This window comes from Prescottella agglutinans, assembly GCF_004011865.1.
GTDB lineage: Bacteria > Actinomycetota > Actinomycetes > Mycobacteriales > Mycobacteriaceae > Prescottella > Prescottella agglutinans.
Genome location: NZ_RKLP01000003.1, coordinates 141973 through 164890, shown reverse-complemented (window position 1 = coordinate 164890; position 22918 = coordinate 141973). Strand labels below are relative to the sequence as shown.

At 69.3% G+C, this 22918-nt stretch carries 23 protein-coding genes; 12 read left to right on the top strand and 11 right to left on the bottom strand.

From position 1 onward, the window contains the following. Positions 1–25: 25 nt before the first annotated feature. On the bottom strand, positions 26–883 hold the full coding sequence (locus tag EGT67_RS07625) for an SDR family oxidoreductase (protein WP_127915466.1): 858 nt from the start codon (positions 881–883) through the stop codon (positions 26–28). A 118-nt stretch (positions 884–1001) separates the two neighbouring features. Here EGT67_RS07625 and EGT67_RS07620 point away from each other — a divergent pair, with 118 nt between their 5' ends. Together EGT67_RS07620 and EGT67_RS07615 are read left to right on the top strand one after the other, a co-directional pair. Next, positions 1002–1391 carry a winged helix-turn-helix transcriptional regulator gene (locus EGT67_RS07620; protein ID WP_127915465.1) on the top strand — a complete coding sequence of 130 codons (390 nt, stop codon included), beginning with the start codon at positions 1002–1004 and terminating at the stop codon, positions 1389–1391. Between the two features lie 21 nt (positions 1392–1412). After that, a complete protein-coding gene (locus tag EGT67_RS07615) occupies positions 1413–2297 on the top strand; it encodes an alpha/beta hydrolase fold domain-containing protein (RefSeq protein ID WP_127915464.1) in 885 nt (294 codons plus the stop codon). Positions 2298–2316: 19 nt separating this feature from the next. On the opposite strand, the gene lpdA is transcribed toward EGT67_RS07615, so the two are convergent. From lpdA to EGT67_RS07605, 3 genes are all read right to left on the bottom strand, one after another. Next, positions 2317–3717 carry a dihydrolipoyl dehydrogenase gene (gene lpdA, locus EGT67_RS07610; protein WP_127915463.1) on the bottom strand — a complete coding sequence of 467 codons (1401 nt, stop codon included), beginning with the start codon at positions 3715–3717 and terminating at the stop codon, positions 2317–2319. 151 nt (positions 3718–3868) lie between these two features. Beyond that, positions 3869–4021 (bottom strand): hypothetical protein, encoded by a 153-nt coding sequence (locus EGT67_RS25025; protein WP_164877498.1) that lies wholly within the window; start codon positions 4019–4021, stop codon positions 3869–3871. Between the two features lie 302 nt (positions 4022–4323). After that, the gene (locus EGT67_RS07605; RefSeq protein ID WP_127915462.1) at positions 4324–4578 is read right to left on the bottom strand and encodes a hypothetical protein; all 255 of its coding nucleotides are present in this window, start codon (positions 4576–4578) and stop codon (positions 4324–4326) included. Between the two features lie 229 nt (positions 4579–4807). Between EGT67_RS07605 and EGT67_RS07600 the strand changes: the two genes are divergently transcribed. Together EGT67_RS07600 and EGT67_RS07595 are read left to right on the top strand one after the other, a co-directional pair. Continuing rightward, complete coding sequence (locus EGT67_RS07600; RefSeq protein WP_127915461.1) at positions 4808–6865, top strand: prolyl oligopeptidase family serine peptidase; 2058 nt, start codon at positions 4808–4810, stop codon at positions 6863–6865. Between the two features lie 65 nt (positions 6866–6930). Next, a complete protein-coding gene (locus EGT67_RS07595) occupies positions 6931–7980 on the top strand; it encodes an alpha/beta hydrolase (RefSeq protein ID WP_127915460.1) in 1050 nt (349 codons plus the stop codon). 92 nt (positions 7981–8072) lie between these two features. Here the strand turns inward: EGT67_RS07595 and EGT67_RS25450 are convergent, their stop codons facing one another. Next, positions 8073–8195, bottom strand: coding sequence for a hypothetical protein (locus EGT67_RS25450; protein WP_277750145.1), 123 nt, complete (start codon positions 8193–8195; stop codon positions 8073–8075). 127 nt (positions 8196–8322) lie between these two features. After that, positions 8323–9156, bottom strand: a complete 834-nt coding sequence (locus EGT67_RS07590) for an alpha/beta hydrolase family protein (RefSeq protein WP_127915705.1) — start codon at positions 9154–9156, stop codon at positions 8323–8325. Positions 9157–9240: 84 nt separating this feature from the next. On the opposite strand from EGT67_RS07590, the gene EGT67_RS07585 reads away from it, so the two are divergent. Beyond that, positions 9241–10191 (top strand): TIGR03621 family F420-dependent LLM class oxidoreductase, encoded by a 951-nt coding sequence (locus tag EGT67_RS07585; protein ID WP_127915459.1) that lies wholly within the window; start codon positions 9241–9243, stop codon positions 10189–10191. A gap of 79 nt (positions 10192–10270) precedes the next feature. Next, a complete protein-coding gene (locus tag EGT67_RS07580; RefSeq protein WP_127915458.1) occupies positions 10271–10471 on the top strand; it encodes a PspC domain-containing protein in 201 nt (66 codons plus the stop codon). An 85-nt stretch (positions 10472–10556) separates the two neighbouring features. Here EGT67_RS07580 and groL read toward each other — a convergent pair whose 3' ends face one another. The 3 genes from groL to EGT67_RS07565 all read right to left on the bottom strand — a co-directional run bounded on the left by groL (position 10557) and on the right by EGT67_RS07565 (position 13853). Then, positions 10557–12182 (bottom strand): chaperonin GroEL, encoded by a 1626-nt coding sequence (groL, locus tag EGT67_RS07575; RefSeq protein WP_114718616.1) that lies wholly within the window; start codon positions 12180–12182, stop codon positions 10557–10559. Between the two features lie 259 nt (positions 12183–12441). After that, entirely contained in the window at positions 12442–12963 is a 522-nt protein-coding gene (locus tag EGT67_RS07570; RefSeq protein ID WP_127915457.1) for a DUF6764 family protein, read from the bottom strand. A gap of 110 nt (positions 12964–13073) precedes the next feature. Continuing rightward, positions 13074–13853, bottom strand: a complete 780-nt coding sequence (locus EGT67_RS07565; protein WP_127915456.1) for an HAD-IIA family hydrolase — start codon at positions 13851–13853, stop codon at positions 13074–13076. 206 nt (positions 13854–14059) lie between these two features. Here EGT67_RS07565 and EGT67_RS07560 point away from each other — a divergent pair, with 206 nt between their 5' ends. The 3 genes from EGT67_RS07560 (at position 14060) to EGT67_RS07550 (ending at position 16174) form a co-directional block, all read left to right on the top strand. Then, positions 14060–14527: an SRPBCC family protein gene (locus tag EGT67_RS07560; protein WP_127915455.1), complete on the top strand. Its 468-nt coding sequence runs from the start codon at positions 14060–14062 to the stop codon at positions 14525–14527. 94 nt (positions 14528–14621) lie between these two features. After that, positions 14622–15335 carry a phosphatidylserine decarboxylase gene (locus EGT67_RS07555; RefSeq protein ID WP_127915454.1) on the top strand — a complete coding sequence of 238 codons (714 nt, stop codon included), beginning with the start codon at positions 14622–14624 and terminating at the stop codon, positions 15333–15335. A gap of 47 nt (positions 15336–15382) precedes the next feature. Further along, positions 15383–16174, top strand: coding sequence for a CDP-alcohol phosphatidyltransferase family protein (locus EGT67_RS07550; RefSeq protein ID WP_127915453.1), 792 nt, complete (start codon positions 15383–15385; stop codon positions 16172–16174). Positions 16175–16291: 117 nt separating this feature from the next. Here EGT67_RS07550 and EGT67_RS07545 read toward each other — a convergent pair whose 3' ends face one another. Beyond that, entirely contained in the window at positions 16292–17176 is an 885-nt protein-coding gene (locus EGT67_RS07545) for an endonuclease domain-containing protein (RefSeq protein WP_127915452.1), read from the bottom strand. 227 nt (positions 17177–17403) lie between these two features. On the opposite strand from EGT67_RS07545, the gene EGT67_RS07540 reads away from it, so the two are divergent. The 3 genes from EGT67_RS07540 (at position 17404) to EGT67_RS07530 (ending at position 22316) form a co-directional block, all read left to right on the top strand. Next, positions 17404–19575: an AAA family ATPase gene (locus EGT67_RS07540; RefSeq protein WP_127915451.1), complete on the top strand. Its 2172-nt coding sequence runs from the start codon at positions 17404–17406 to the stop codon at positions 19573–19575. Positions 19576–19596: 21 nt separating this feature from the next. Beyond that, complete coding sequence (locus EGT67_RS07535) at positions 19597–20910, top strand: hypothetical protein (protein WP_127915450.1); 1314 nt, start codon at positions 19597–19599, stop codon at positions 20908–20910. Positions 20911–20987: 77 nt separating this feature from the next. After that, positions 20988–22316 (top strand): hypothetical protein, encoded by a 1329-nt coding sequence (locus EGT67_RS07530; RefSeq protein ID WP_127915449.1) that lies wholly within the window; start codon positions 20988–20990, stop codon positions 22314–22316. Between the two features lie 58 nt (positions 22317–22374). Here the strand turns inward: EGT67_RS07530 and EGT67_RS07525 are convergent, their stop codons facing one another. Further along, a complete protein-coding gene (locus EGT67_RS07525; RefSeq protein ID WP_127915448.1) occupies positions 22375–22797 on the bottom strand; it encodes an NUDIX hydrolase in 423 nt (140 codons plus the stop codon). Positions 22798–22918: the final 121 nt, after the last annotated feature.

Below are 22918 nucleotides of genomic sequence, written 5' to 3'. Positions count from 1 at the left end.
ACCCTTCAGCCGTTCGTGGGAGGAGTCAGAGCGCGGCGCGCAGGACGGTCTCGAGCGGGGTGGACGGGCGTCCGATGAGCCGCTGCAGATCGCCGCTGGTGACGTCGAGGACGCCGGTCGCGACACCGGCGTCGGCGTCCGCGAGAACCGCAGCCACCGGGGCGGGCAGCCCGACGGACTCGAGCACACCCTGGTACTCCTCGACCGGGAGGTTCCGGTACTCGACCGGCTTTCCGGTGACGTCCGAGATCGCCTGGGCCAGCTCGGGATACGACACGTGCTCGTCGCCGCCGAGTTCGTACACCTTGCCGGCCTGGTCCTCGCCGGAGGTGAGGACGGCAGCCGCGGCCTCGGCGTAGTCGGCCCGGGCTGCACCCGCGACGCGGCCGTCACCGGCGCTGCCGACCAGGACACCGCGCGCGGCGGTGCCGGCGAGATCGTTGGTGTAGTTCTCCCAGTACCAGCCGTTGCGGAGCAGTGCGTGGTCGATGCCCGACTCGGCGAGCAGACGCTCGGTGACCTGATGCTCCTGCGCGAGCTGGAGGGTGTTGTTCGGCGCGTCCGGGATGGACGTGTAGGCGACGAAGTCGACGCCGGCCGTCTTCGCAGCCTCGATGATGTTGGTGTGCTGCGGCACCCGCGCGCCCACCTCGCTGCCCGAGATCAGCAGCAACTTGTCGACCCCGGCGAGCGCGTTTTCGAGCGCGGCCCGGTCGGCGTAGTCGGCGGCGCGAACCTGGACCCCACGCGCCGCGAGGTCGGCGGCCTTCTCCGGATTACGGACAACGGCGACGACGTCGGATGCGGGGACACCGCGACGCAGCAGGGCGTCGACGGCGAGGCGACCGAGGTGTCCGGTGGCGCCGGTGACGGCGATGGTCATGGGAACTCCCGAGGTTGAACCTTCAATGCTTCGTTCGCCCTCCATGATGCACTTATTTTTCGTAAGTGCAACCATTTGAGTCAGCACTGATGGTTCCGCAGGTAGTAACCTCGAGTACGTGAGCAGCCCGGACCATCACTTCGACGACCCGACCCTCGAGGCCGACGTCTTCGCCCGCGACTGTCATTCGCGAGGTGCGCTGCTCAACGTCACCGGACGCTGGGGCACGCTCGCGCTGGCGGCACTCGCCGAGGGGCCGTACCGGTTCGGGGCGCTGCGCCGACGGGTGGACGGAGTGAGCGAACGCATGCTGGCGCAGACGCTGCAGCAACTCGAGCGCGACGGTCTGGTGCACCGCGAGGTCCGCGAGACCATCCCGCCGAACGTCGAGTACAGCCTCACCCCGCTCGGCGAGGAGATCGCCGAACGCCTCACCGGCCTGATCGATCTGCTCGAATCGCACATGCCGGACATCACGGAGGCCCAGACTCGGTACGACGCACGCTGACCGAGACGACGGGGGTGGCCGATGCCGAGCCTGACCAGTAGGGCCATGCCGCTGGCGATCGCGCTGCTGGGCCGACGCCGACCGAGCGCCGACGACATCCGCCGGGAGATCGCGGCGCTGCAGGCGAAACCGAAGCCGTTCGCACCGCCGGCGTCATTGGGCCGAACCCTCGACATCGTCGCTACCACCTCGGCGGCGGGCTGGCCGGTGTTCACGGTGACCCCGCGCGGGGCGACGCCGTCGGCGCGCGTGCTGTACCTGCACGGCGGCGCCTACATCCGGGAGATCACCCGGCATCACTGGAAGCTGGTGGGACAGTTGGCATCCGCCGGCGCTGCAGTGACGGTGCCGATCTATCCGGTGGCGCCGCGCGGGACGGCGGCACACGTGGTGGCGGCGTCGGCGGATCTGGCGGAACTGTTGGCCAAGCACGACGAACCGCTGGTGATCGCCGGCGACTCGGCGGGCGGCGGCCTCGCGCTGGCGGTGACCCTCGCCCTACGCGACCGCGGCGCCGACGCGCCCGCGCACACCGCGCTCATCTCGCCGTGGCTGGACGCGACCGGGTCGCACCCGGAGATCCTCGAGATCGCCCCACGTGACCCGTGGCTGCACCCGAGCGGACTCACGGTGGCCGCGGACGCGTACCGCGGGGAGTTGGATCGGGAGCACCCGTGGGTGAGCCCGCTGAACGGCGACCCGACCGGACTCGGCCCGATCACCCTGTTCACCGGCACCCGCGACATCCTCAACGTCGACGCCCACCGCTTCCGGCCGCTGGCGACCGCCGCCGGGGTGCGGCTCGACTTCCACGAGGAACGGGAGATGATCCACGTCTACCCGCTGCTCCCGATCCCGGAAGGCAAGAAAGCCCGCACAATCCTGTGCGGGCTTCTCGCGAACTAGCTCTTCCGGCAGCGGACCGTCAGAAGTTGATCATGTGGCCGGCGAGGCCGTGGATGGCCTCCTGCAGCGCCTCGCTCAGCGTCGGGTGCGTGTGGACGTTGCGCGCCAGCTCGTTGACCGTGAGGTCCCACTTCTGGGCCAGAGTCAGCTCGGGCAGCAGCTCGGAGACGTCGGGGCCGATGAGGTGGCCGCCGAGCAGCTCGCCGTACTTCTTGTCGGCGATCAGCTTGACGAAGCCGTTCGGGTCGTTGAGGCCGTGGGCCTTGCCGTTCGCGGTGAACGGGAAGGTGGCGACCTTGACGTCGTAGCCCTCGGCCTTGGCCTGCGCCTCGGTGAGTCCGAAGCTCGCGACCTGCGGCTGGCAGAACGTGGCGCGCGGCATCATCCGGTAGTCGCCCAGCTCCATGGTCTCGGCGCCACCGATGGTCTCGGCGGCGACGACGCCCTGAGCCTCGGCGACGTGCGCGAGCTGCAGCTTGGCGGTGACGTCACCGATGGCGTAGATGCCGGGGACGTTGGTGCGCATGCGCTCGTCGATCGCGATGGCGCCACGGTCGAGTTCAACGCCGGTGTTCTCCAGGCCGTAGCCCTGCACGCGCGGCGCGAAGCCGACGGACTGGAGGACCTTGTCGACGGTGACCGTCTCGATCTCGCCGGACTTGTTGTCCTTGATGGTGACGGTGACGTCGGAGCCGTTGTCGACGATCGACTGGACCGCGGCACCGGTCTTGATCTTGACGCCGAGCTTCTTGTAGTGCTTGGCGATCTCCTTGGAGACGTCCTCGTCCTCGTTCGGGAGAGCACGGTCCAGGAACTCGACGATGGTGACGTCGACGCCGTAGTTGGAGAGGACGTAGCCGAACTCCATGCCGATGGCGCCGGCACCGACGATGACGATCGAGCCCGGCAGGTCGCGGGTGAGGATCTGCTCCTCGTAGGTGACGACGTTCTGGCTGAGCGAGGTGCCCGGCAGCAGCTTGGTCACCGAACCGGTGGCGATGATGACGTTGTCGAAGGTCACCGTCTCGGTGGCGCCCGAGCTGAGGGCGACCGAGATGGTCTTGGCGTCGACGAACGTGCCGCGGCCGTCGTACTCGTCGATCTTGTTCTTCTTCATCAGGAAGTGCACGCCCTTGACGCGGCCGTCCGCGACCTTGCGGCTGCGGTCGAACGCTGCGCCGAAGTCGAAGGACACGTCTCCCGACATGCCGAACGCCTTCGCTTCCTTGTGGAAGATGTGCGCGAGTTCGGCATTGCGGAGAAGCGCCTTGGAGGGGATGCAGCCCACGTTCAGGCAGACACCGCCCCAGTACTTCTCTTCGATGATGGCGGTCTTGAGGCCCAGCTGTGCCGCGCGGATAGCAGCGACGTACCCACCGGGACCGGCTCCGAGGACAACGACGTCATAGTGTGAGGTCACGAGCGCCTAGCCTAGTCCCGCCGCGATTTCGTGTTCCGGGTTGGTCCCTACTCGAAAGTAAGGTCTAGGCGCCGTCGCGGCGTACTGCGGCGCCCCCTGCACACACCTGCGACCCCAGCCGCGATGCGACTGGGGTCGTAGGTGCGAATGCTCAGCTGAACGAGATGGTGCTCCCGAGGTCCCCGATGGTGCTTCCGCCGAAGACAGAGCCGCGGCTGAGGCTGAGGACGATGTCGAGCAGGCTCGACATGGAACCCGTTGCGGCCCCGGCCATTGAACCGAGGTCGATGGCGTCCAGATTCATAGCAATCGCCTTTCTTTAGCTCTCGCCGAACTTCAGGGTCAGGAGATGTCGGTGACCGAACCGAAGTTCACGACGTTGCCGATGTAGAGGGTGATGAGCGAGATGATCTGATCGAGGTTCACTGCGCTTCCCTACTTTCGTGGTGGTTGTGTGACAGCTAGGGTGACGAACTAGCTGATGTCGGTGACCGAACCGAGGTTCACGACGTTGCCGATGAAGCCAACCAGGGCGGCGATGATGGCATCGAGGTTCATTGTGTTTCCTTACTTTCGTGGTGGTTGTGGGAAAGCTAGTGCGACGAACTAGCTGATGTCGGTGACCGAACCGAGGTTCACGACGTTGCCGATGAAGCCAACCAGGGCGGCGATGATGGCGTCGAGGTTCATTTTCTCTGCCTTTCGAGGGAGATTGAGTGGTGCCTTGTGATTGCTGCGTGATTTCTCGCGCAGCGTGGTCTGGAGTGTGGCCGACCGGGGGACCCCGCTACCCCGGATTCGTCTACTCCCTGTACATCCCAGCCATTTGACGTTCGTTGCGGTGTGACCGTGGTGTGCCACCCCGCTGCCTCCTGGCCGGGAAGCCGGTCGGGTTTATTCGACCGTGATCGAAAGGTAGTCCAGATCACATCGACTTGTCTGCGGTTTCGTTACCAAATCTGGGCGGCTGTCCAGGATGCCGTGAAATTCACCCCGACCCTCACCCTCGAGCGCCCCCCTGGAACCAGCGCAGCGATCGACCGCCGTACGGGCACCGGCGACCTCCACCACGACCGACCACAATGAAGCCATGACGCACACCTCTCCCTCCTCCACGCCGGCCGACGACCCGAACCTGTGGCTCGAGGACGTCACCGGCGACGACGCGCTCACGTGGGTCCGCGAGCACAACGACAAGACGGTCGCGGAGTTCGCCGGAACCACCGAGTTCGAACAGCTCGAGTCGACCATCCGCTCGATCCTCGACACCGACGCGCGCATCCCCTACTCGCGGCGGCGCGGGAAGTACCTCTACAACTTCTGGCGTGACGCCCAGCACGTCCGCGGCCTGTGGCGCCGTACCACGATGGACGAATACCGAAGCGACACAACGGAATGGGAGATCCTCGTCGACGTCGACGAGCTCGCCGAGCGGGAGGGTGAGAACTGGGTGTGGTCCGGCGCGCAGGTGCTGCGTCCCGCGCAGGACCTCGCACTCATCAGCCTCTCCCGCGGCGGAGCGGACGCCGTCGTGGTCCGGGAGTTCGACCTCGAGTCCCTCACGTTCAAGGACTCCGGCGACGGCTTCCGGGTCGAGGAGGCCAAGACCGACATCGGGTGGATCGACTCCGAAAGCGTCTACATCGGAACCGATTTCGGCGACGATACCCTCACCGACTCGGGCTACCCGCGCCTGGCGAAGCGGTGGCGTCGCGGCACCCGACTGGCCGAGGCGGTCACCGTGTTCGAGGGACAGCGGACCGACGTCGCGATCTCCGCGTGGCACGACAACACCCCGGGCTTCGAGCGCAGCTTCGTCGAGCGCGCCGTCGACTTCTACACCTCGCAGCGCTTCGAACTCCGCGGCGACGACAGCCTCGTCCGCATCGACACCCCCGAGGACGCGCGGATCTCCGTCTACCGGGAGTGGCTGCTGGTCCGCCCCCGCTCACCGTGGACGGTCGGCGACACCACCTACCCGGCCGGAGCGCTGCTGGCCGCCCGGTACGACGACTACCTCGCGGGCTCGCGCGAGCTCACCACGCTGTTCGAGCCCGACGAGCACACGTCGCTCGAGCAGTACTCGTGGACGCGGAACCACCTGTTGATGGTGACGCTCTCCGACGTCCAGTCCCACGTGTACGTCGTCACCCCCGGCGAGAACGGCTGGGAGACCCGCCCGCTCGAGGGGCTTCCCGAGCTGACGTCCACCGAGATCATCGACACCGATCCGCGCGAGAGCGACGACTTCTTCCTCAACTCCAGCGGCTACCTCACCCCCGCCACGCTGTTCTCCGGCACGGTCGGGGGCCCGCTCGAGGCGCTCAAGTCCGCGCCGGCGTTCTTCGACACGACCGGCCTTGCGGTCGCGCAGCACTTCGCCGAGTCCGCCGACGGCACCCGCGTCCCGTACTTCGTGGTGCGCCGCAAGGGCGCGCCGGCCGGCCCGACGCTGCTGTACGGCTACGGCGGGTTCGAGAACTCCCTCACCCCCGGCTACAGCGGCATCAACGGCACCGCATGGCTGCAGCGCGGCGGCACCTACGTGGTGGCGAACATCCGCGGCGGCGGCGAGTACGGGCCGCAGTGGCACACCCAGGCCGTGCGCGACGGCCGGCACAAGGTGCACGAGGACTTCGCCGCCGTGGCCCGCGACCTCGTCGAGCGCGGCATCACCACGCGACAGCAGTTGGGCGCGCAGGGCGGCAGCAACGGCGGCCTGCTGATGGGCATCATGCTCACCAAGTACCCGGACCTGTTCGGCGCCATCGTGTGCCAGGTACCGCTGCTCGACATGAAGCGCTACCACCTGCTGCTCGCGGGGGCGTCGTGGATGGCCGAGTACGGCGACCCGGACAACCCCGACGACTGGGCGTTCATCTCGGAGTACTCGCCGTACCAGAATGTTCGCGCCACAGCTGATCTGGATGTGCAGTACCCGCCGATCCTCATCGCCACCTCCACCCGCGACGACCGGGTCCATCCCGGGCACGCCCGCAAGATGACGGCTCGCCTCGAACACGAGGGCCACGCCGTCCACTATTACGAGAACATCGAGGGCGGCCACGGCGGTGCGGCGGACAACGCGCAGGCCGCGTTCAAGTCGGCGCTCACCTACACGTTCCTGTGGGACCAGCTGGCCAGGTGACGTCCGGCGGCCACCTTCCTGGGCTACCATGCGCCGGAATCGAACGACCGGAAGTGAGCTGTCAGATGAGATCCGATGCGACCGCACGCCGTTCACTGCGCAGCCTGGGAATCGGTGCCCTCGCCACCGTCACCGCGGTCGGCGCGCTACTGAGCGTCGCGCCGACCGCGGCGGCCGGGGGCATCCCGAATTCGGCGCAGGGTGCCGCAGCAGTCGCCGCCGACCGGTCCGACGGCGCCTACATCACCCGCGTCGAGAACATCACCGACCGGTGGCTGCGGGTGTTCGTCTACTCCCCCGCGATGGGATCGGTGCAGGAGGTGCAGGTACTGCTCCCCCGCGACACCTCGGCGCCCCGTCCCACGCTCTACATGCTCGACGGCCGCTCCGCATCGCCGGGCATGAGCAACTGGACCACCCAGGGCGGCGCCGTCGAGTTCTTCGAGGACAAGCCGGTCAACGTCGTCATGACCACCGGCGGCCGCGCGAGTTACTTCACCGACTGGAACCGGCCCGACCCGACGCTCGGCAACTACAAGTGGGAGACGTTCCTGACCGAGGAACTACCCCCGTTGATCGACGATCGGTTCGACGGCAACGGAATCCAGTCCATCGCCGGGCTGTCGATGGGCGCCCAGTCGGCGATGATGCTCGCGATGCGCTCACCCGGGCTGTATCGCGGCGTGGCAGCGTACAGCGGGTGCTACCAGACCACCGGCGAGCTGGGCCAGGCGCAGATGAACGTGGTGGTGTCGAGCTACGGCGGCGACATCGAGAACATGTGGGGACCGTTCACCGATCCCCAGTGGGCCGAGCACGACGTCCTCCTGGGCGCCGAGCGTTTGCGTGGCACCACGATGTACATCTCGACGGCCACCGGGCTGCCGGGACCCAACGAGAACATGGGCAACCCCGACCTGATTCCGCTCGTGACACAGGGCGGTCCGATCGAGGCCGTCACCAACTACTGCACCCACCAGCTCGACGACCGGCTGCGGTCACTCGGGATTCCGGCGACCTTCGTCTACAACCCGGTGGGCGTCCACACGTGGACGTACTGGCGCGAGGAACTGCCCAAGTCGTGGCCGACGCTCGCCGCGTCCCTCGGCATCTGACGGGAGCCCAGACCAGAGCCGGACATCGAAAAAGGGGCGGCGACAGTGCAGATGCACCGTCGCCGCCCCTTCGAATGCTACGAGGCGACGCCTCAGCTGAGCGAGCTGAGCGAGCCGGAGTCGGAGGCGCCGGAGCTGGCGGTGCCCAGCGTGTTGAGCGCGTTGACGAGGGACGAAAGAGCGCTGAGGACGGTGAGGATCTCGGAGGAACCCATGGAATACTCCCTGTATTCGGTGTGGTGGAGCGCCCCGAAGCGAAAGCGCCTGCGGCCAATATAACGGTGCGGACACAACCTTGCACCGGATTCGTGATCGATAGCGGGATGAAAGCCAGGGTGAATGTCAGGAGTGGTCGCGGATCCAGTCGGCGATCCGCTCGACCGTGCTGTCGGGTGTCCGAATCCAGCCGTTGTGCCCCAAAACCTCCGGTTGGTGCCACATCGTCACGTCGGAACCGGACAACTTGCCTAAAAGGTTGCTCGCGGCGCTGCGGGGCGCGAGGTCGTCGCCCTCGATCGAGATCGACAGGACCGGAAGCTTCAACCGCCCGATGCGCTCCTCGTAATCGATGTCGGCCCCCGTCGGCTCGATACGCCCGCTTCGGGCGAAACGTGACCAGTCCGAGATCAGCACCCTCGACTGGCGGCCGAAACCGCCCACGTCCAGACGATCCCCGGGCCAGAACCCGGCCACGCTCGCCGTGATCGACATCGCCGTCGAACCCAGCAGCACGCCCGGTGACCGCGGTCCGGGAAACCCCCGGTAGTAGGGCGAACCGGACGCCACCAGGACGAGCCCACCGAGCCGACCCCGGATCCGCGCCGCGTACATCACCCCCAGCTGACCGCCCATGCTGTGCCCCAACAGGAACGGGGTGCTCGCGTCGAACCGCTCGCGCACCACCTCGAACATCGCCGGCAGGTCGACCGACACCAACTCCTGGTAACCGAACGTGCTCGACGCACTCGGCCGGGGACGACTGTCCCCCTGCCCCCGCAACTCGCAGGTGGCCGCACAGAAGCCCTGCTCCACAATCGAATTGGCGAACCTGTCGTAGAACGCGGCGGGAATCCCGAGCCCCGGGACGATGACCACCACCGGCGCGCCCTCCGGTCCGGGGAACAGCCGCACCGGCGTCGTCGTCCCGTCGGGCATCTGGATCGGCACGGTCTCCACCACGACTTCGAGCCTATGCCCACGCGGTCCGCACGGCTCGGCATTCGGCACCCGGACTGCCCTGGAACGAGGCATCCTGACGTCATGACCGGGTTTCGGTTTTCGCACAACATCTTCGGCATCACCGGGTCGGGCGTCTTCGCGGAGACCTGCCGCCGCGCCGAACAGGGCGGCTACGATGCGGTGTACGCCGCCGATCATCTCGGCACCGCCTCCCCGTTCCCGCTGCTCGTCGCGGCGGCCGCCGCCACCGAGCGGTTGCGGGTGGGGACGCTGGTGCTCAACGTCGGGTTCTGGAATCCGGCCCTGCTCGCGCGGGAGATCGCCACCACCGACGTCCTCACCGAAGGCCGGCTCGAGATCGGCCTCGGTGCCGGTCACATGAAGTGGGAGTTCGATGCAGCCGGTATCGACTGGGAACCGTTCGGGGCCCGGGTGGACCGACTTGCCGCCACGGTCGACGAACTCCGGAGACAGTTCCGCGCCGACGGCTACGAACAGCAGGCCGCGCTGCGGGAGAACTTCGGCGTGCCGGTGCTGCGGCCGGTGCAGCGCGCCGGATTCGACGGCTCCGGTCCCCCGCTCCTGATCGGCGGCACCGGCGAACGCGTCCTGCGACTCGCCGCCCGGGTCGCCGACATCGTCGGGGTCGCCGGGGCCGTCCAGATTCCCGGCCGACCGCCCGGCACCATGCGACTCGCGACCGCCGCCGAAACCGACGAACGCGTCCGATTCACCCGCGCCCAGGCCGGAGCCCGTGCCGCGGATGCGGAATGGCAGGCCCTCGTCCAGGCCGTCATCGAGACCGACGACCGCCGGTCGGCCGCCGGCGAACTCGCCGCGAGTCTCGGCGGGGTCATGACCGAGCGCGACCTCCTCGACACCCCCTTCGTCCTCGTCGGCACGGTCGACGAGATGGCCCGGCAGATCCTCACGAACCGCGAGCGCTACGGCTTCACGCACTACACCGTGCACCAACCGCACGCCGAGGCATTCGCGCCGGTCATCGCCCGGGTCCGGGCGCTCGAGGGGTGACCCCGAGGCCGAAGATCAGGGTGCAGATCCGGGGGAATCCCGATGGTTTCCCGCGCCGCCGGGAACCAGAATCGAAGTCATGACCTACAGCGACTCGCCCCGACCCTTCGTCCGTTCCCGCAACCAGCGCATGCTCTCCGGGGTGTGCGGCGGCGTCGCCGAGTACTTCGGCATCGACGTCAACCTCGTCCGGGTGGCCGCCGTGATCGGCGCGTTCGTCTCGTTCGGCACCGTCGCGCTGATCTACCTCGCGGCGTGGATGCTCATGCCGAGCGAGTGATCCGCAAACGCGAGAAGCCCGGGACACCTCCAAGGTGTCCCGGGCTTCTTCGTCTTACCTGAGCTCAGGCTTTCCGATCGTCAGATCAGAAGTCCATGCCGCCCATGCCACCGGTCGGGTCGCCCATCGGAGCAGCGGCCTTCTCCGGCTTGTCGGCGACGACAGCCTCGGTGGTCAGGAACAGGGCCGCGATGGACGCAGCGTTCTGCAGCGCCGAGCGGGTGACCTTGACCGGGTCGTTGATGCCCGCAGCGAGCAGGTCCTCGTACTCACCGGTGGCGGCGTTCAGGCCGCTGCCGGCGGGCAGGTTGCGAACCTTCTCCGCGACGACGCCGGGCTCGAGGCCGGCGTTGAACGCGATCTGCTTGAGCGGAGCCTCGAGGGCAACCTTGACGATGTTGGCACCGGTGGCCTCGTCGCCCTCCAGCTTCAGGTCGTCCAGGACCGGAGCCGACTGCAGCAGAGCCACGCCACCACCGGCGACGATGCCCTCCTCGACCGCAGCCTTGGCGTTGCGGACGGCGTCCTCGATGCGGTGCTTGCGCTCCTTGAGCTCGACCTCGGTCGCAGCGCCGGCCTTGATGACGGCGACGCCACCGGCCAGCTTGGCCAGGCGCTCCTGCAGCTTCTCGCGGTCGTAGTCCGAATCCGACGCCTCGATCTCGGCGCGGATCTGGTTGACGCGACCGGCGATGGCGTCGGCGTCGCCGGCACCCTCGACGATGGTGGTCTCGTCCTTGGTGACGACGACCTTGCGGGCGCGGCCCAGCAGCTCGATGCCGGCGGTCTCCAGGGACAGGCCGACCTCTTCGCTGACGACCTCGCCGCCGGTGAGAATGGCGATGTCGGCGAGCTGCGCCTTGCGGCGGTCACCGAAGCCCGGAGCCTTGACGGCGACGGACTTGAAGGTGCCACGGATCTTGTTGACGACCAGGGTCGACAGGGCCTCGCCCTCGACGTCCTCGGCGATGATCAGCAGCGGCTTGCCGGCCTGGATGACCTTCTCCAGCAGCGGCAGCAGGTCCTTGACCGTCGAGATCTTGGAGCTGACCAGCAGGATGTACGGATCCTCGAGGACCGCTTCCTGACGCTCGGCGTCGGTCGCGAAGTACAGCGAGATGTAGCCCTTGTCGAAGCGCATACCCTCGGTGAGCTCGAGCTGCAGGCCGAAGGAGTTGGACTCCTCGACGGTGATGACGCCTTCCTTGCCGACCTTGTCCATGGCCTCGGCGATCAGCTCACCGATGGTGGAGTCGCCCGCCGAGATACCGGCGGTGGCAGCGATCTGCTCCTTGGTCTCGACCTCCTTGGCGGTGTCGAGCAGCTTGGCGGTCACGGCCTCGACGGCCTTCTCGATGCCGCGCTTCAGACCCAGCGGGTTGGCGCCGGCAGCGACGTTGCGCAGGCCCTCACGGACGAGCGCCTGAGCCAGGACCGTAGCCGTCGTGGTGCCGTCACCAGCGACGTCGTCGGTCTTCTTGGCGACCTCCTTGACCAGCTCGGCGCCGATCTTCTCGTAGGGGTCCTCGAGCTCGATCTCCTTGGCGATGGAAACACCGTCGTTGGTGATCGTGGGGGCGCCCCACTTCTTCTCCAGCACGACGTTGCGACCCTTGGGTCCCAGCGTCACCTTGACGGCGTCAGCGAGGCTGTTCAGGCCACGCTCGAGGCCGCGACGTGCCTCTTCGTCGAACGCGATGATCTTGGCCATTGCGAAGTGATCCTCCGGATTGGGGGTGACACACGGAGGCGATCGCTCGTCGGACCGCCCCATTTACGCTTCCGGCCAGGCTCGGTGCCCGCGACGGACGACCAGGGGTGTCTAGGTACCCGGTCTCACCGTCCCGACCTGGCACTCACGTGTCGCGAGTGCCAAGTGCATTTTTAGCACTCGAGGGGGGTGAGTGCAACGCCGTGCCGGGGGTCTCCGCCCACGGCGAACACCCCCGGCACGCGTCCTCGCTCGGTTCCTAGCCGAGGCAGGTCTGACCGGTCTTCAGATTCCACGCGAAAGACAGCGGACCCATGCAGTGGACGCCGCCCTGCTCGGCCGTCGCGCCCGAGCCCCAGCCGGCGATCGCGAACGTCGCGGAACCGTCGTCCGCCCACGAGTGCGCGATGCCGCCACCGATCGCCAGCGCGAGCGACTGACCGTTACCGCGCGCCGCGCTCAGCGCCGTGCCGAAGCCCGTCGCGAGGCTGTTCGACGACCCGGAGCCCTGCGCGACCGAAACGGCCGTGCCGCTGTCCGTCGCGGCCGAACGCGACACACCCTGCTCGAAGGCCTGCGCACCACAGCTCGCGTACCCCGAGATCTGGATGTCGTTGGGCGCGGTCGGCGACACGCACACCACCGGCGCGGCCGACGCCGCGCCCGCACCGAACAACGAAACACCTGCTGCCACACCGATTCCCGCTGCCGCGACGATCGCAGTTCGTGTCATCCTCCGGCCGAGGCTCGAGGCGGCACGCAGGCGGGAAAAGGTCGACATTCAGACTCCTTCGAGACAAAGGGGAGAAGTAGGGAGAAGCGCCCGCGAGACTACCCGTTCGAGGCGCCCGAAAGAGGCATTTCGATAGGGATCCGAAGTAGCTCGGCGCGTCACCCTCGATCGGCCAACAAAGCGGGCAGATCGGCCACCGAATCGACCACGTGATCGGGCCGATCCACCGCGAGATCGAGGATCGGCTGGCGGAACTTCCCGGTCCGCACCAGCACCCCCGTCATGCCCACCCGCTGCGCCGGCAGGACATCGCCGCGGAAGTCGTCGCCGACCATCACGGTCGCCGCCGGATCGACACCCATCAGCTCGGCCGCCGTGAGGAATCCGGCGAGCGACGGTTTGCCCACCGACACGATCCGCGAACCGGACGCGTCCTCGAGACCCGGCAGATACGCGCCCGTGTCCAGTCGCAGGCCGTCGGACTCCGACCACATCAGCGCCCGGTGCATCGCGACCGCCGGCACCCCCGCGACCATCAGGTCCAGCACCCGACTGAGCGCGTCGTGCGTGAACTCCGGACCCGCACCCCCGATGACGATCACCTCGGGGTCGACGTCGTCGAACTCGATGCCCTCCATGTCGGCGCGGACGTCGCCGTGATTGAGCAGCATCACCCGGGCGCCCGGATACGTCGAACGCAGGTACTCGGTGGTGAGTCGCACCGCGGTGACGATCTCCTCCGGACCGATGTCGAACCCCGCGGCCTCCAGTGCCGACGCGATCGCCCCGCACGTCCGGGATGTCGTGTTGGTCAGGAACGCCCGCACACCCCCGCGCCGGCGCATCTCGTCGAGCGCCTCCACGGCCCCGGGGACCGGCCGCCACGACGTGACCAGCACCCCGTCGATGTCGAACAACACACCCTCGACCCGGGTCATGGATTCGAGGGTATCCGCCGTCACGCACCGCTGCCGGGCTATCCGACCGAAAGCGCCGGCGCCCGCGGCGGAGTCGTCGATCCCCGGGGCGTGCGCCGCCCGCGCACCGAATCGTGACCTGCCGCACACGGACCGGGAGCGCGGGCCTACGATGACCCGGTACGCGTGACCTCCTGTACCACCTAATTCGAACCGGAGAGCCGACCGTGACCAACACCCTCGAAGCCAGCATCGAGATCGCCGCCACCCCGCAGGACGTCTGGACGATCGTGTCCGATCTGAAGCGGATGGGCGAGTGGAGCCCGCAGTGCCGCAAGATGCGTGTCTCCGGTGAGGTCCGCGAAGGCACCAAGACCTTCAACATCAACCGCAAGGGCCTGCTCGTGTGGCCCACCACGTCGAAGGTCATCCGATTCGAACCGAACAAGGCGATCGCGTTCCGCATCAACGAGAACCGCTCCATCTGGTCGTACACGCTCGAGCCCACCGAGACGGGCACCCGCGTCGTCGAACGCCGCGAAGCCCCCACCGGAACCAGCCAGCTGTCGCAGTTCCTGATCAAGACCGTCCTCGGCGGCGCCGACGCATTCGAGACCGAGATGGTCGCCGGCATGAACGCCACCCTCGCGCGCATCAAGCAGGAGGCCGAGGCGCTCGCCGTCGACCCCCGCTAGCACATCGCGGACCCGACGGTTCTCGGCAGTCACGTAACCTGTGATAGCTCGAGCGGCGAACACCGCCGCCCCATTCGACCGGTAAGAGGAGCTCGTGGCACGTCGACCGACCCCCCCTGGTACCCCCCAGCCCACCGGCGTCGGCCACGTCATCGGCCTCGTCAAGGCTGCCGTCCCGCCGCTGCACCCCGCAGGCCTGCCGTTCGTGCTGGCCCCGTTGGCGGTCGCGGCAGTGGGACGCAACCGCAAGTGGGTGCGCCGGGCCGGGCTCGCGTCCGCAGCCGCCTGCGCGACGTTCTTCCGGCACCCGCACCGGGTGCCGCCGAACCGCGCCGGCGTCGTGGTGGCGCCCGCCGACGGTGAGGTCGCGCTCGTCGACACCGCCGTCCCGCCCGCCGAACTCGGCATGGGCGACCAGCCGCTGCCCCGCGTGAGCATCTTCCTGTCCGTGCTCGACGTCCACGTCCAGCGCGTCCCGGTCGGCGGTTTGGTCAGGAAGGTCGTCCACCAGCCCGGACAGTTCCTGTCCGCCGACCTCGCCGACGCCAGCGAGGTCAACGAGCGCAACAGCATGCTGATCGAGACCGCCGACGGCCGCGAGGTGGCCGTCGTGCAGATCGCCGGCCTGCTCGCGCGCCGCATCGTGTGCGAGGCCGAGCAGGGCGACAAGCTCACCATCGGCGACACCTACGGACTCATCCGCTTCGGTTCCCGGGTCGACACGTACTTCCCGGCCGGCACCACGCTGCTCGTCGAGCGCGGCCAGCGCACCATCGGTGCCGAGACCGTCCTCGCGCAGCTGTCGTGAGGCCGCCCCGCCCCAGCCGGCAGCACGCGGTCCGATTACTGCCGAGCATGATCACGATCCTCGCGCTGTGCGGCGGCCTGTCCGCCGTCAAGTTCGCACTCGACGGCGAACTCGGCACCGCACTCGCGATGATCGGCGCGGCCGCCGTCCTCGACGCGCTCGACGGCCGCCTCGCCCGCATGCTCGACGCCACCAGCAAGATGGGCGCCGAACTCGACTCGCTCGCCGACGCCATCTCGTTCGGCGTCGCGCCCGCCCTCGTGCTGTACGTGACGCTGCTCGACGGCAACAGCTTCGGCTGGATCATCGCGCTGCTGTACGCGGTGAGCATCGTGCTGCGGCTCGCACGGTTCAACACGCTGCTCGAGGACGACACCGTCCCCGCGTACGCGAAGGACTTCTTCGTCGGCGTGCCCGCACCGGCCGGGGCACTGATCGCGCTCACCCCGATCGCCGCCTACGTCCAGTGGGGCGACGGCTGGTGGTCGTCGCTGGCCGTGGTCACCGCGTGGACCCTGCTGTCGGCGACACTCATCGTCAGCCGCGTCCCCACCCTCGCGATGAAGACCGTGTCGGTGCCGCCGCGGATGGCCGCGGGGCTGCTCGCGCTCGTGGCCCTGGCCGCCGCCGCGCTCGTCACCTACCCGTACGTGCTGCTGATCGTCCTGGTGTTCGCGTACCTCGCACACATCCCCTTCGCCATCCGGTCGAAGCGGTGGGTCGCGGCCCGCCCCGAGACCTGGGACATCAAGCCCGCCGAGCGCCGCGCCATCCGCCGCTCCCCCAACGGCCACCGCCGCTCCTCCGCGGCACGGCTGGGCCTGCGCCGCCCGCGCTGACCCCGCTCCCGCGTTTCGCGCACTTGTCGCGGTTTCCCGGGCCCATCCCCGCGTTTTGCGCACTTACCGCGGGGACGGGGTCCGGGTTCCCGCGTTTTGCGCACTTATCGCGACGGATCAGCGGTGGCGGGGTGCGCTCCGTGCGCGCAGCACGGCGCCGTGGATCTCGTCGATCACCGCGTCCGGGTTCGCCATCATGTCCTTGGTGACGAAATGGATCTGCCAACCGGCCTTCCGGAGCGCGTTCTGACGAACCCGGTCCCGCGCCAGCGCCGACCGCTCCCCGTGCCACTGACCGTCGTACTCGACGGCCAGCCGCTCCACCTCGAACCCGAAATCGACCCGGGCAACGAACTGGCCGTCCGCGTAGATGCACAGTTGCGGCTCCGGATACAGGCCCGCGAGATGCAGTCGCACCCGGAGTTCGGATTCCGGCGGCGACTCGGCGCGCGGATCGACGAGCGCGAGCGCCTCCCGTGCCCGCACGATCCCGTGGTCGTGCCGCCCCTCGAGGTACGCGGCCATGCGGGCTGGGGTCGTCAGATCGGCGCGGAGGATTCGGTCGGCATCGGCGACGGCGCGGATGAGCGGACGCGTCGAGAGCACGTCGAACGTCATTCGCTCGGGGCGAGCGATCGCGATCTGCTCCCACGGCTGATAGTCGCCGGCGTCGATCGCCACACGCCGAACGTTCAACCCGGGCCGCCGGTTTACCCGGCAGTTCGGTAGCGCGATCACGTCCACCGGGTCCGACGCCGATGCCAGGTCGACACCGCGCACCGCCGCCGCCGACCGGCCGGTGAGCACCAGCGCGCCCTCCCCGGTGAGGGCGGCGGCTCGACAACGCAGTTCGTGGCTGACGCGCACACCGGTCGGGCAGTAGACGCCGCGGAACAAGCGGCGCACCCGCGGCCCCCGCAGGTCCGCCGCGGTGAGAGCGCCGTCGCGCACCGCGTCGCGCCCGACGAACACGTCGGGTAACTCCGGTCTCTTCCTTCTCATGACCGGTCACGGTGCCCGACCGTGGCGATCGATCGGCCGTCCGGCCACCGAGTTATCCACAGCCGCAGAGGTTCTCCACAGCCCCCGACCGTCGCGTTTTGCGCACTTGTCGCGCCGGGGCCGCCCGAATCTCCACGGCAAGTGCGCAAAACGCGGGGTGGCGGGAGGTGTGTGCGCAAGAAGTGCGCAAAACGCGGGTGGGGACGCCGATCACTAGGCTGGCGGGCGTGACCTCTCCGGAACTGACGCTCACGGTCCGACTCAACACGTCCGCCGCGGACGCCCGCCGCGGGGTGGTGCGCCTGCACCCCGAGGCGCTCGCGGCACTCGGACTCCGGGAGTGGGATGCGATCGCGTTGATCGGTGCGCGCCGCACCGCCGCGGTCGCGGGTATCGCACCGGTCGGCACGCCCACCGGGACCGCACTGCTCGACGACGTCACCCTCTCGAACGCCGGTCTGCGCGAGAACGCGACCGTGGTGGTCACGCCCGTCACCGTGTACGGCGCCCGCGCGGTCACGGTGAGCGGTTCGGCGATGGCGCAGCAGTCGATCTCGGACACGACGCTGCGACAGGCACTGCTCGGCAAGGTGCTCACCGTGGGCGACGCGGTGTCCCTCCTGCCCCGGGACCTGGGCCCCGGCACCAGCACGGCGTCGGCGACGCAGGCGCTGTCGCGGACCTTCGGGGTCACGTGGACGTCCGAACTGCTGACGGTGACCGGCGTCGACCCGGGCGGTCCGGTGAGCGTGCAGCCGAACTCCGCGGTGAGCTGGGGATCCGGTGTGGCGCAAGCCGGCCCCGCCCCGACCGCGGCGACGCCGACGATCACCGAGCCCCGCACGTCCGACGTGGTCCCGGTGGAGGATCTCGTCGGCGCGCAGGCGCAGGCCGGGAAGCTCTCGGAATGGCTCACCCTCGCCCTCGACGAACCGGAGCTGCTGGAGAAACTCGGCGCCTCACCGCATCTCGGCGTGCTGATCACCGGGCCCGCCGGCGTCGGCAAGTCGATGCTGGCCCGATCGGTTCTCGCGCGACGTCGGGTCGTCGAGCTGGACGGCCCGAGTGTCGGCGCCTCCGAGGCGCAGTCGCGGCTCGAACGGGTCACCGCCGCGGTGGACGCCGTCCGCTCCGGCGGGGTCCTGCTCGTCACCGACATCGATGCGCTGCTGCCCGCCGTCCGCGAACCCGTCGCGACGCTCATCCTCGACCAGTTGCGCCGCGCGGTCGACACCCCGGCGGTGGCGTTCGTCGCCACCACCGCTCACCCCGAGGGCCTCGACGACCGCCTGCGCGGCCAGGACCTGTGCGACCGGGAACTGTCGCTGTCGCTGCCCGACGGCGCGGGACGCCGTCAGCTGCTCGAACTGCTGCTCCGCAAGGTCCCCACCGGGGACCTCGACGTCACCGAGATCGCCTCGCGGACGCCCGGATTCGTCGTCGCCGACCTGGCGGCGCTGTGCCGCGAGGCCGCCTTGCGCGCCGCATCGCGGGCGAGCAGCGCCAAGTCGGATCCACAGCTCACCCAGGAGGACCTGCTCGGTGCCCTCGACGTGATCCGACCGCTGTCACGTTCGGGCACCGAGGAACTCGCGATCGGCAGCGTCACCCTCGACGACGTCGGCGACATGGTCGAGACCAAGCAGGCCCTCACCGAGGCGGTGCTGTGGCCGCTGCAGCACCCGGATTCGTTCGCCCGTCTGGGTGTCGACCCGCCGCGCGGCGTCCTGCTGTACGGGCCGCCCGGCTGCGGCAAGACGTACCTCGTCCGCGCCCTGGCCAGTACGGGGCAGCTCAGTGTGCACGCCGTCAAGGGTGCCGAGCTGATGGACAAGTGGGTGGGCGCGTCCGAGAAGGCGGTGCGCGAACTGTTCCAGCGGGCACGCGACTCGGCGCCGTCGCTGATCTTCCTCGACGAGGTCGACGCGCTCGCTCCGCGCCGCGGGCAGAGTTCCGACTCCGGCGTCTCCGATCGGGTCGTGGCCGCACTGCTCACCGAACTCGACGGTGTCGAACCCCTGCGCGACGTCGTCGTGCTCGGGGCCACCAACCGCCCCGACCTGATCGATCCCGCACTGCTTCGGCCCGGACGACTCGAGCGCCTGGTGTTCGTGCCCCCACCGGACGCGGACGCCCGCAAGGAGATCCTGCGCACGTCGGGCAGGTCGGTGCCGCTCGCCGACGACGTCGACCTCGATGCCCTGGCGCAGGATCTCGAGGGCTACTCGGCGGCCGACTGCTCGGCCCTGCTGCGGGAGGCCGCGCTCGCGGCGATGCGCCGCAGCGTCGACGCCGCCGACGTGACGGCGGAGGACGTCGCCGCGGCGCGGGAGAAGGTGCGTCCGTCACTGGACCCCGACCAGGTGGCTCATCTGAAGGAGTACGCCGAGAACAGGTGATCGGCGGGTAGCGTCGGGGCGGTGACCCCGACCGTCCGTGGTTCGGTGTACGCCGCGGCCGCCTGGTTCGCGGCCACGCTGGCCACGTTCGTGCTCGCCAACCCGCCCGAGTGGCGCGGGACGATCAACGTGACCGGCCGCCAACTGGAGTGGTGGTTGGACGCCCTGCCCACCGGATCGGTGATCGGCGCGGCCCTCGCGGTACCGGTGTGCGTGGCGCTGCGACGCGCACATTCGCTGCGGCCGGCATGGGCCGCGGCCGTCGTCGCGGCGAGCATGCTGATCGCGGCCCGGATCGCGCTCCCGGGGGTGAGCGGACTGGCCGAGGTGACCACCCTGCACTACGCCAAGTGCCTGTCCGCCGGATTACTGCTCGGCGCGGCCGTCGCCGCAGTGTGGTTCCGCCCCTTCGCGCGATTCGTCCTCGTCACCGCGGTCGGCTCGACCTTCGTCGTCGCGCACACCGCGCACGCCACTGAGACACCCAGCGTGTCGACGCTGGGTCCGCCGTTCTGGTGGTTACTGATCCCGGCGCTGGTCCTCGCCGCGGTATGCGCGGTGATCGACACTGCGCACGTCACGACCGCCACGCCCGACCGGATCATGGTCCAGACGATCGCGGCCGCCGTCACCCTCGCCATCGCCCACCGAACGCTCGGCGCGTGGATCGACGGACAGACCGCCGACTCCGAGCTGCTGGTGTGGATCTTCATCGGTGTCTGCCTCGCGCTGGTGACGGCCCTCACCGAATTCTGGGCCCGACGCATCGACAGCCCGTTCCCGCTCGCGGCGACCGCGGTGGCGGCGGCCGCGGCACTCGTCACACCGCAGATAGCTCGACAGTTCACGCTCGCGCCGTGGCTGATGGTCGCGGTCGGCGTCGCGGCGGTGGCCGTCGGGTTGGCGGTCGCGGTGCGACGCCCGTCGCCCCCGCTCGGCTTCGCGGTCCTCGCGCTGATCCCGCTCTCCACCGCGATCGACCCGAACCTCGGCGACGGCCGCGTCTGGCTCCTGGCACGACTTGCGGTTCTCGGACTCGGCATCGGCCTCGCCCTCGGCTCGACCCTGCCCGACGACGGCGCCCTCGCATCGCTCGGCCTCGCCGTGCCCCTGCTGTCGCTGGTGTTCACGTACGTCGCACAGTCCGACGGCGCGATCGCGATCTACAGCGGCACGCACGAACGGCCCCCGCACACCGAGGGCGGTCTGTTCGGAGCCGTCGAGCCCTACGCGCCCGTCAGCCACCTCGCCGGGGTCGCGCTCCTGATCGTCGTGCTCTACTGCGCCGTCGCGATCCGCAGGCTGCGCGACCACCCCGTCTCCCGAGCGGACTGACGCTCCGCCCCCCGGACCCGGTGCCACACCCGAAGGCGTGCGCCGAAAGTCGCTGAGCTGCAGGTAACGTCGGGCCGATGATCCCGAACGCCCGCCTGCCCCTGTCGGCCGTCGCCACCGCGTTCGCGGGAGTGCTGGGGACGTTCGTGCTCATCAGTCGCCCCCAGTGGGGACCGCTGTTCAGTGCGTCCGAGCGCCAGTTGGACGACTGGAACGCCGCCCTGCCGACCGGGGTCGCCGTCGGCTGCGTCGTCGCGGTACTCGCGTACGGGGCGCTCCAGCGTGCCGGTTCGGCTCGGCCCGCGTGGATCGCGGTGGTCGCGGCGACGACCGTCCTGATCGCGGCGCGCCTGACGGTGTCGGGCGTGAGCGACCTCGATCAGCTGACGGTGCTGTACTACTCCAAGTGTGTGGCCGGCGGTGTGCTGCTGGGTGCCGTCGTGGCGGCGGCGTGGTCGCGGGCCGTCCCCCGGCTCGCCCTCACGATCGCGGTCGCCGCGACGTTCGTCGTCGCCCACACCGCGCACTCCGACTGGACACCGAGCACGTCGATGCTCGGCGAGCCGTTCTGGTGGGTGCTGGTTCCCACGGTCGTCCTCGCGGCCGCGTGCGCGGTGCTCGACACCGACACGCCCGCACGCGCCCACGCCGGGACGGTGCGCGAGACGATCGCGGCAGTGGCGACGCTCGCCGTCGGGCACCGACTGCTCGGCGCCTGGATCGACGGCCAGACCGGGTCACGGTTCCGGCTGTGGATCGTCGTCGGGCTGTGCCTCGTGCTGGTCGTCGTGCTCACCGAGTTCTGGGCGCGGCGCCTCGACTCGCCGTTCCTGCTCGCCGCCACCGCCGTCGCGGCGACCTCACCGATCGTCACGACGCTCCTCGCCGACAACCTCCGGCTGCAACCGTGGCTGCCGGTCGCCGTCGGGGTCACGGCGGTGACCGCCGGCGTCGCGATCGCGCTGCGCCGATCGTCCCCGCTGATCGGCCTCTCCCTGCTCGCGGTGATTCCGCTGTGGACCGCCGTCGACCCGACGCCGACGGACAGCCGGGCATGGTTCGTCGTCGAACTCGCGATCCTCGGTGTCGGGATCGGACTCGCGCTCGGCTCGACGCTGCCCGACAGCGGAGCGGTCGCCGCGCTGGGACTGGTCGTCCCGCTGCTGTCGCTGGTGTTCGTCACGGTGGTCGGTGTCACGACGACGGTCGAGATGTTCACCGCTTACACACCCCTGACGTCGGCGCGCGGCGACACCGACACGGTCGAGATCATGCTGGCCGACCTGTCGACACCGGCCGTCACCTTCGACCGCGGCGCGGGCGTCGCACTGCTCCTGGTGGTGATCTTCTGTGCGCTCGCGATCGGGGGGCTGCGCGCCCAGCCGTCCGTCCCGCGCGCGGAATGACCTCCCGCGCGCGCGATGTAGCGCGCGGGTGACGAATCTGCGCGCGTCGGGCACAGAGTCAGTCCACGAGGTCCAACTCTCGCAACCGTGCGAAGACGAGCCGCGACCCGGGCGCGGTCTCGGGCATGGCGGCGTACTCGGCCTCGGTGAAGTAGCGGATCTCGGCGACCTCGCTGGTGGCCTGGGGCTCGTCGGTGAGGTCGGCGAGGAAACAGGTCATGTGCAGGAGGGTCCCGGGCCGGTGCCCGAAGGCGGGCGCCTCGAACACCCCCAACCGGACGACGGTCCCGTCCACGATCCCCGCGTCGAGTTCCTCGCGGACTTCCCGATGCAGGGCCTGTTCGGGCGTCTCACCTGGGTCGATCTTGCCGCCGGCCATGTAGAAGGCGGTCTTGCCGGCCGAGCGCGCCTGCAGCATCCGACGGTCGCGGATGTGGGCGAGGGCGGCGGTCCGGATCACGGTGGGATTGTGGTCTGACACCCGTCGCAACGTACTCCCGTCGCAACCCACCCGCCGGCAGCGGCCCTTTTGTCCGTTTCATACCGATTGAGGTGTCAACTCGAGCACTTTGTAGGATGGACTTCGCAGTCCACTTTGCTCG

Coding starts and splice junctions, on each gene's coding strand:
- EGT67_RS07625 (WP_127915466.1), bottom strand. CDS start 883: ATGACCATCGCCGTCACCGGCGCCACCGGACACCTCGGTCGCCTCGCC.
- EGT67_RS07615 (WP_127915464.1), top strand. CDS start 1,413: ATGCCGAGCCTGACCAGTAGGGCCATGCCGCTGGCGATCGCGCTGCTG.
- EGT67_RS25025 (WP_164877498.1), bottom strand. CDS start 4,021: ATGAATCTGGACGCCATCGACCTCGGTTCAATGGCCGGGGCCGCAACG.
- EGT67_RS07600 (WP_127915461.1), top strand. CDS start 4,808: ATGACGCACACCTCTCCCTCCTCCACGCCGGCCGACGACCCGAACCTG.
- EGT67_RS07595 (WP_127915460.1), top strand. CDS start 6,931: ATGAGATCCGATGCGACCGCACGCCGTTCACTGCGCAGCCTGGGAATC.
- EGT67_RS25450 (WP_277750145.1), bottom strand. CDS start 8,195: ATGGGTTCCTCCGAGATCCTCACCGTCCTCAGCGCTCTTTCGTCCCTC.
- EGT67_RS07585 (WP_127915459.1), top strand. CDS start 9,241: ATGACCGGGTTTCGGTTTTCGCACAACATCTTCGGCATCACCGGGTCG.
- EGT67_RS07580 (WP_127915458.1), top strand. CDS start 10,271: ATGACCTACAGCGACTCGCCCCGACCCTTCGTCCGTTCCCGCAACCAG.
- groL (WP_114718616.1), bottom strand. CDS start 12,182: ATGGCCAAGATCATCGCGTTCGACGAAGAGGCACGTCGCGGCCTCGAG.
- EGT67_RS07570 (WP_127915457.1), bottom strand. CDS start 12,963: ATGTCGACCTTTTCCCGCCTGCGTGCCGCCTCGAGCCTCGGCCGGAGG.
- EGT67_RS07565 (WP_127915456.1), bottom strand. CDS start 13,853: ATGACCCGGGTCGAGGGTGTGTTGTTCGACATCGACGGGGTGCTGGTC.
- EGT67_RS07550 (WP_127915453.1), top strand. CDS start 15,383: ATGATCACGATCCTCGCGCTGTGCGGCGGCCTGTCCGCCGTCAAGTTC.
- EGT67_RS07545 (WP_127915452.1), bottom strand. CDS start 17,176: ATGAGAAGGAAGAGACCGGAGTTACCCGACGTGTTCGTCGGGCGCGAC.
- EGT67_RS07530 (WP_127915449.1), top strand. CDS start 20,988: ATGATCCCGAACGCCCGCCTGCCCCTGTCGGCCGTCGCCACCGCGTTC.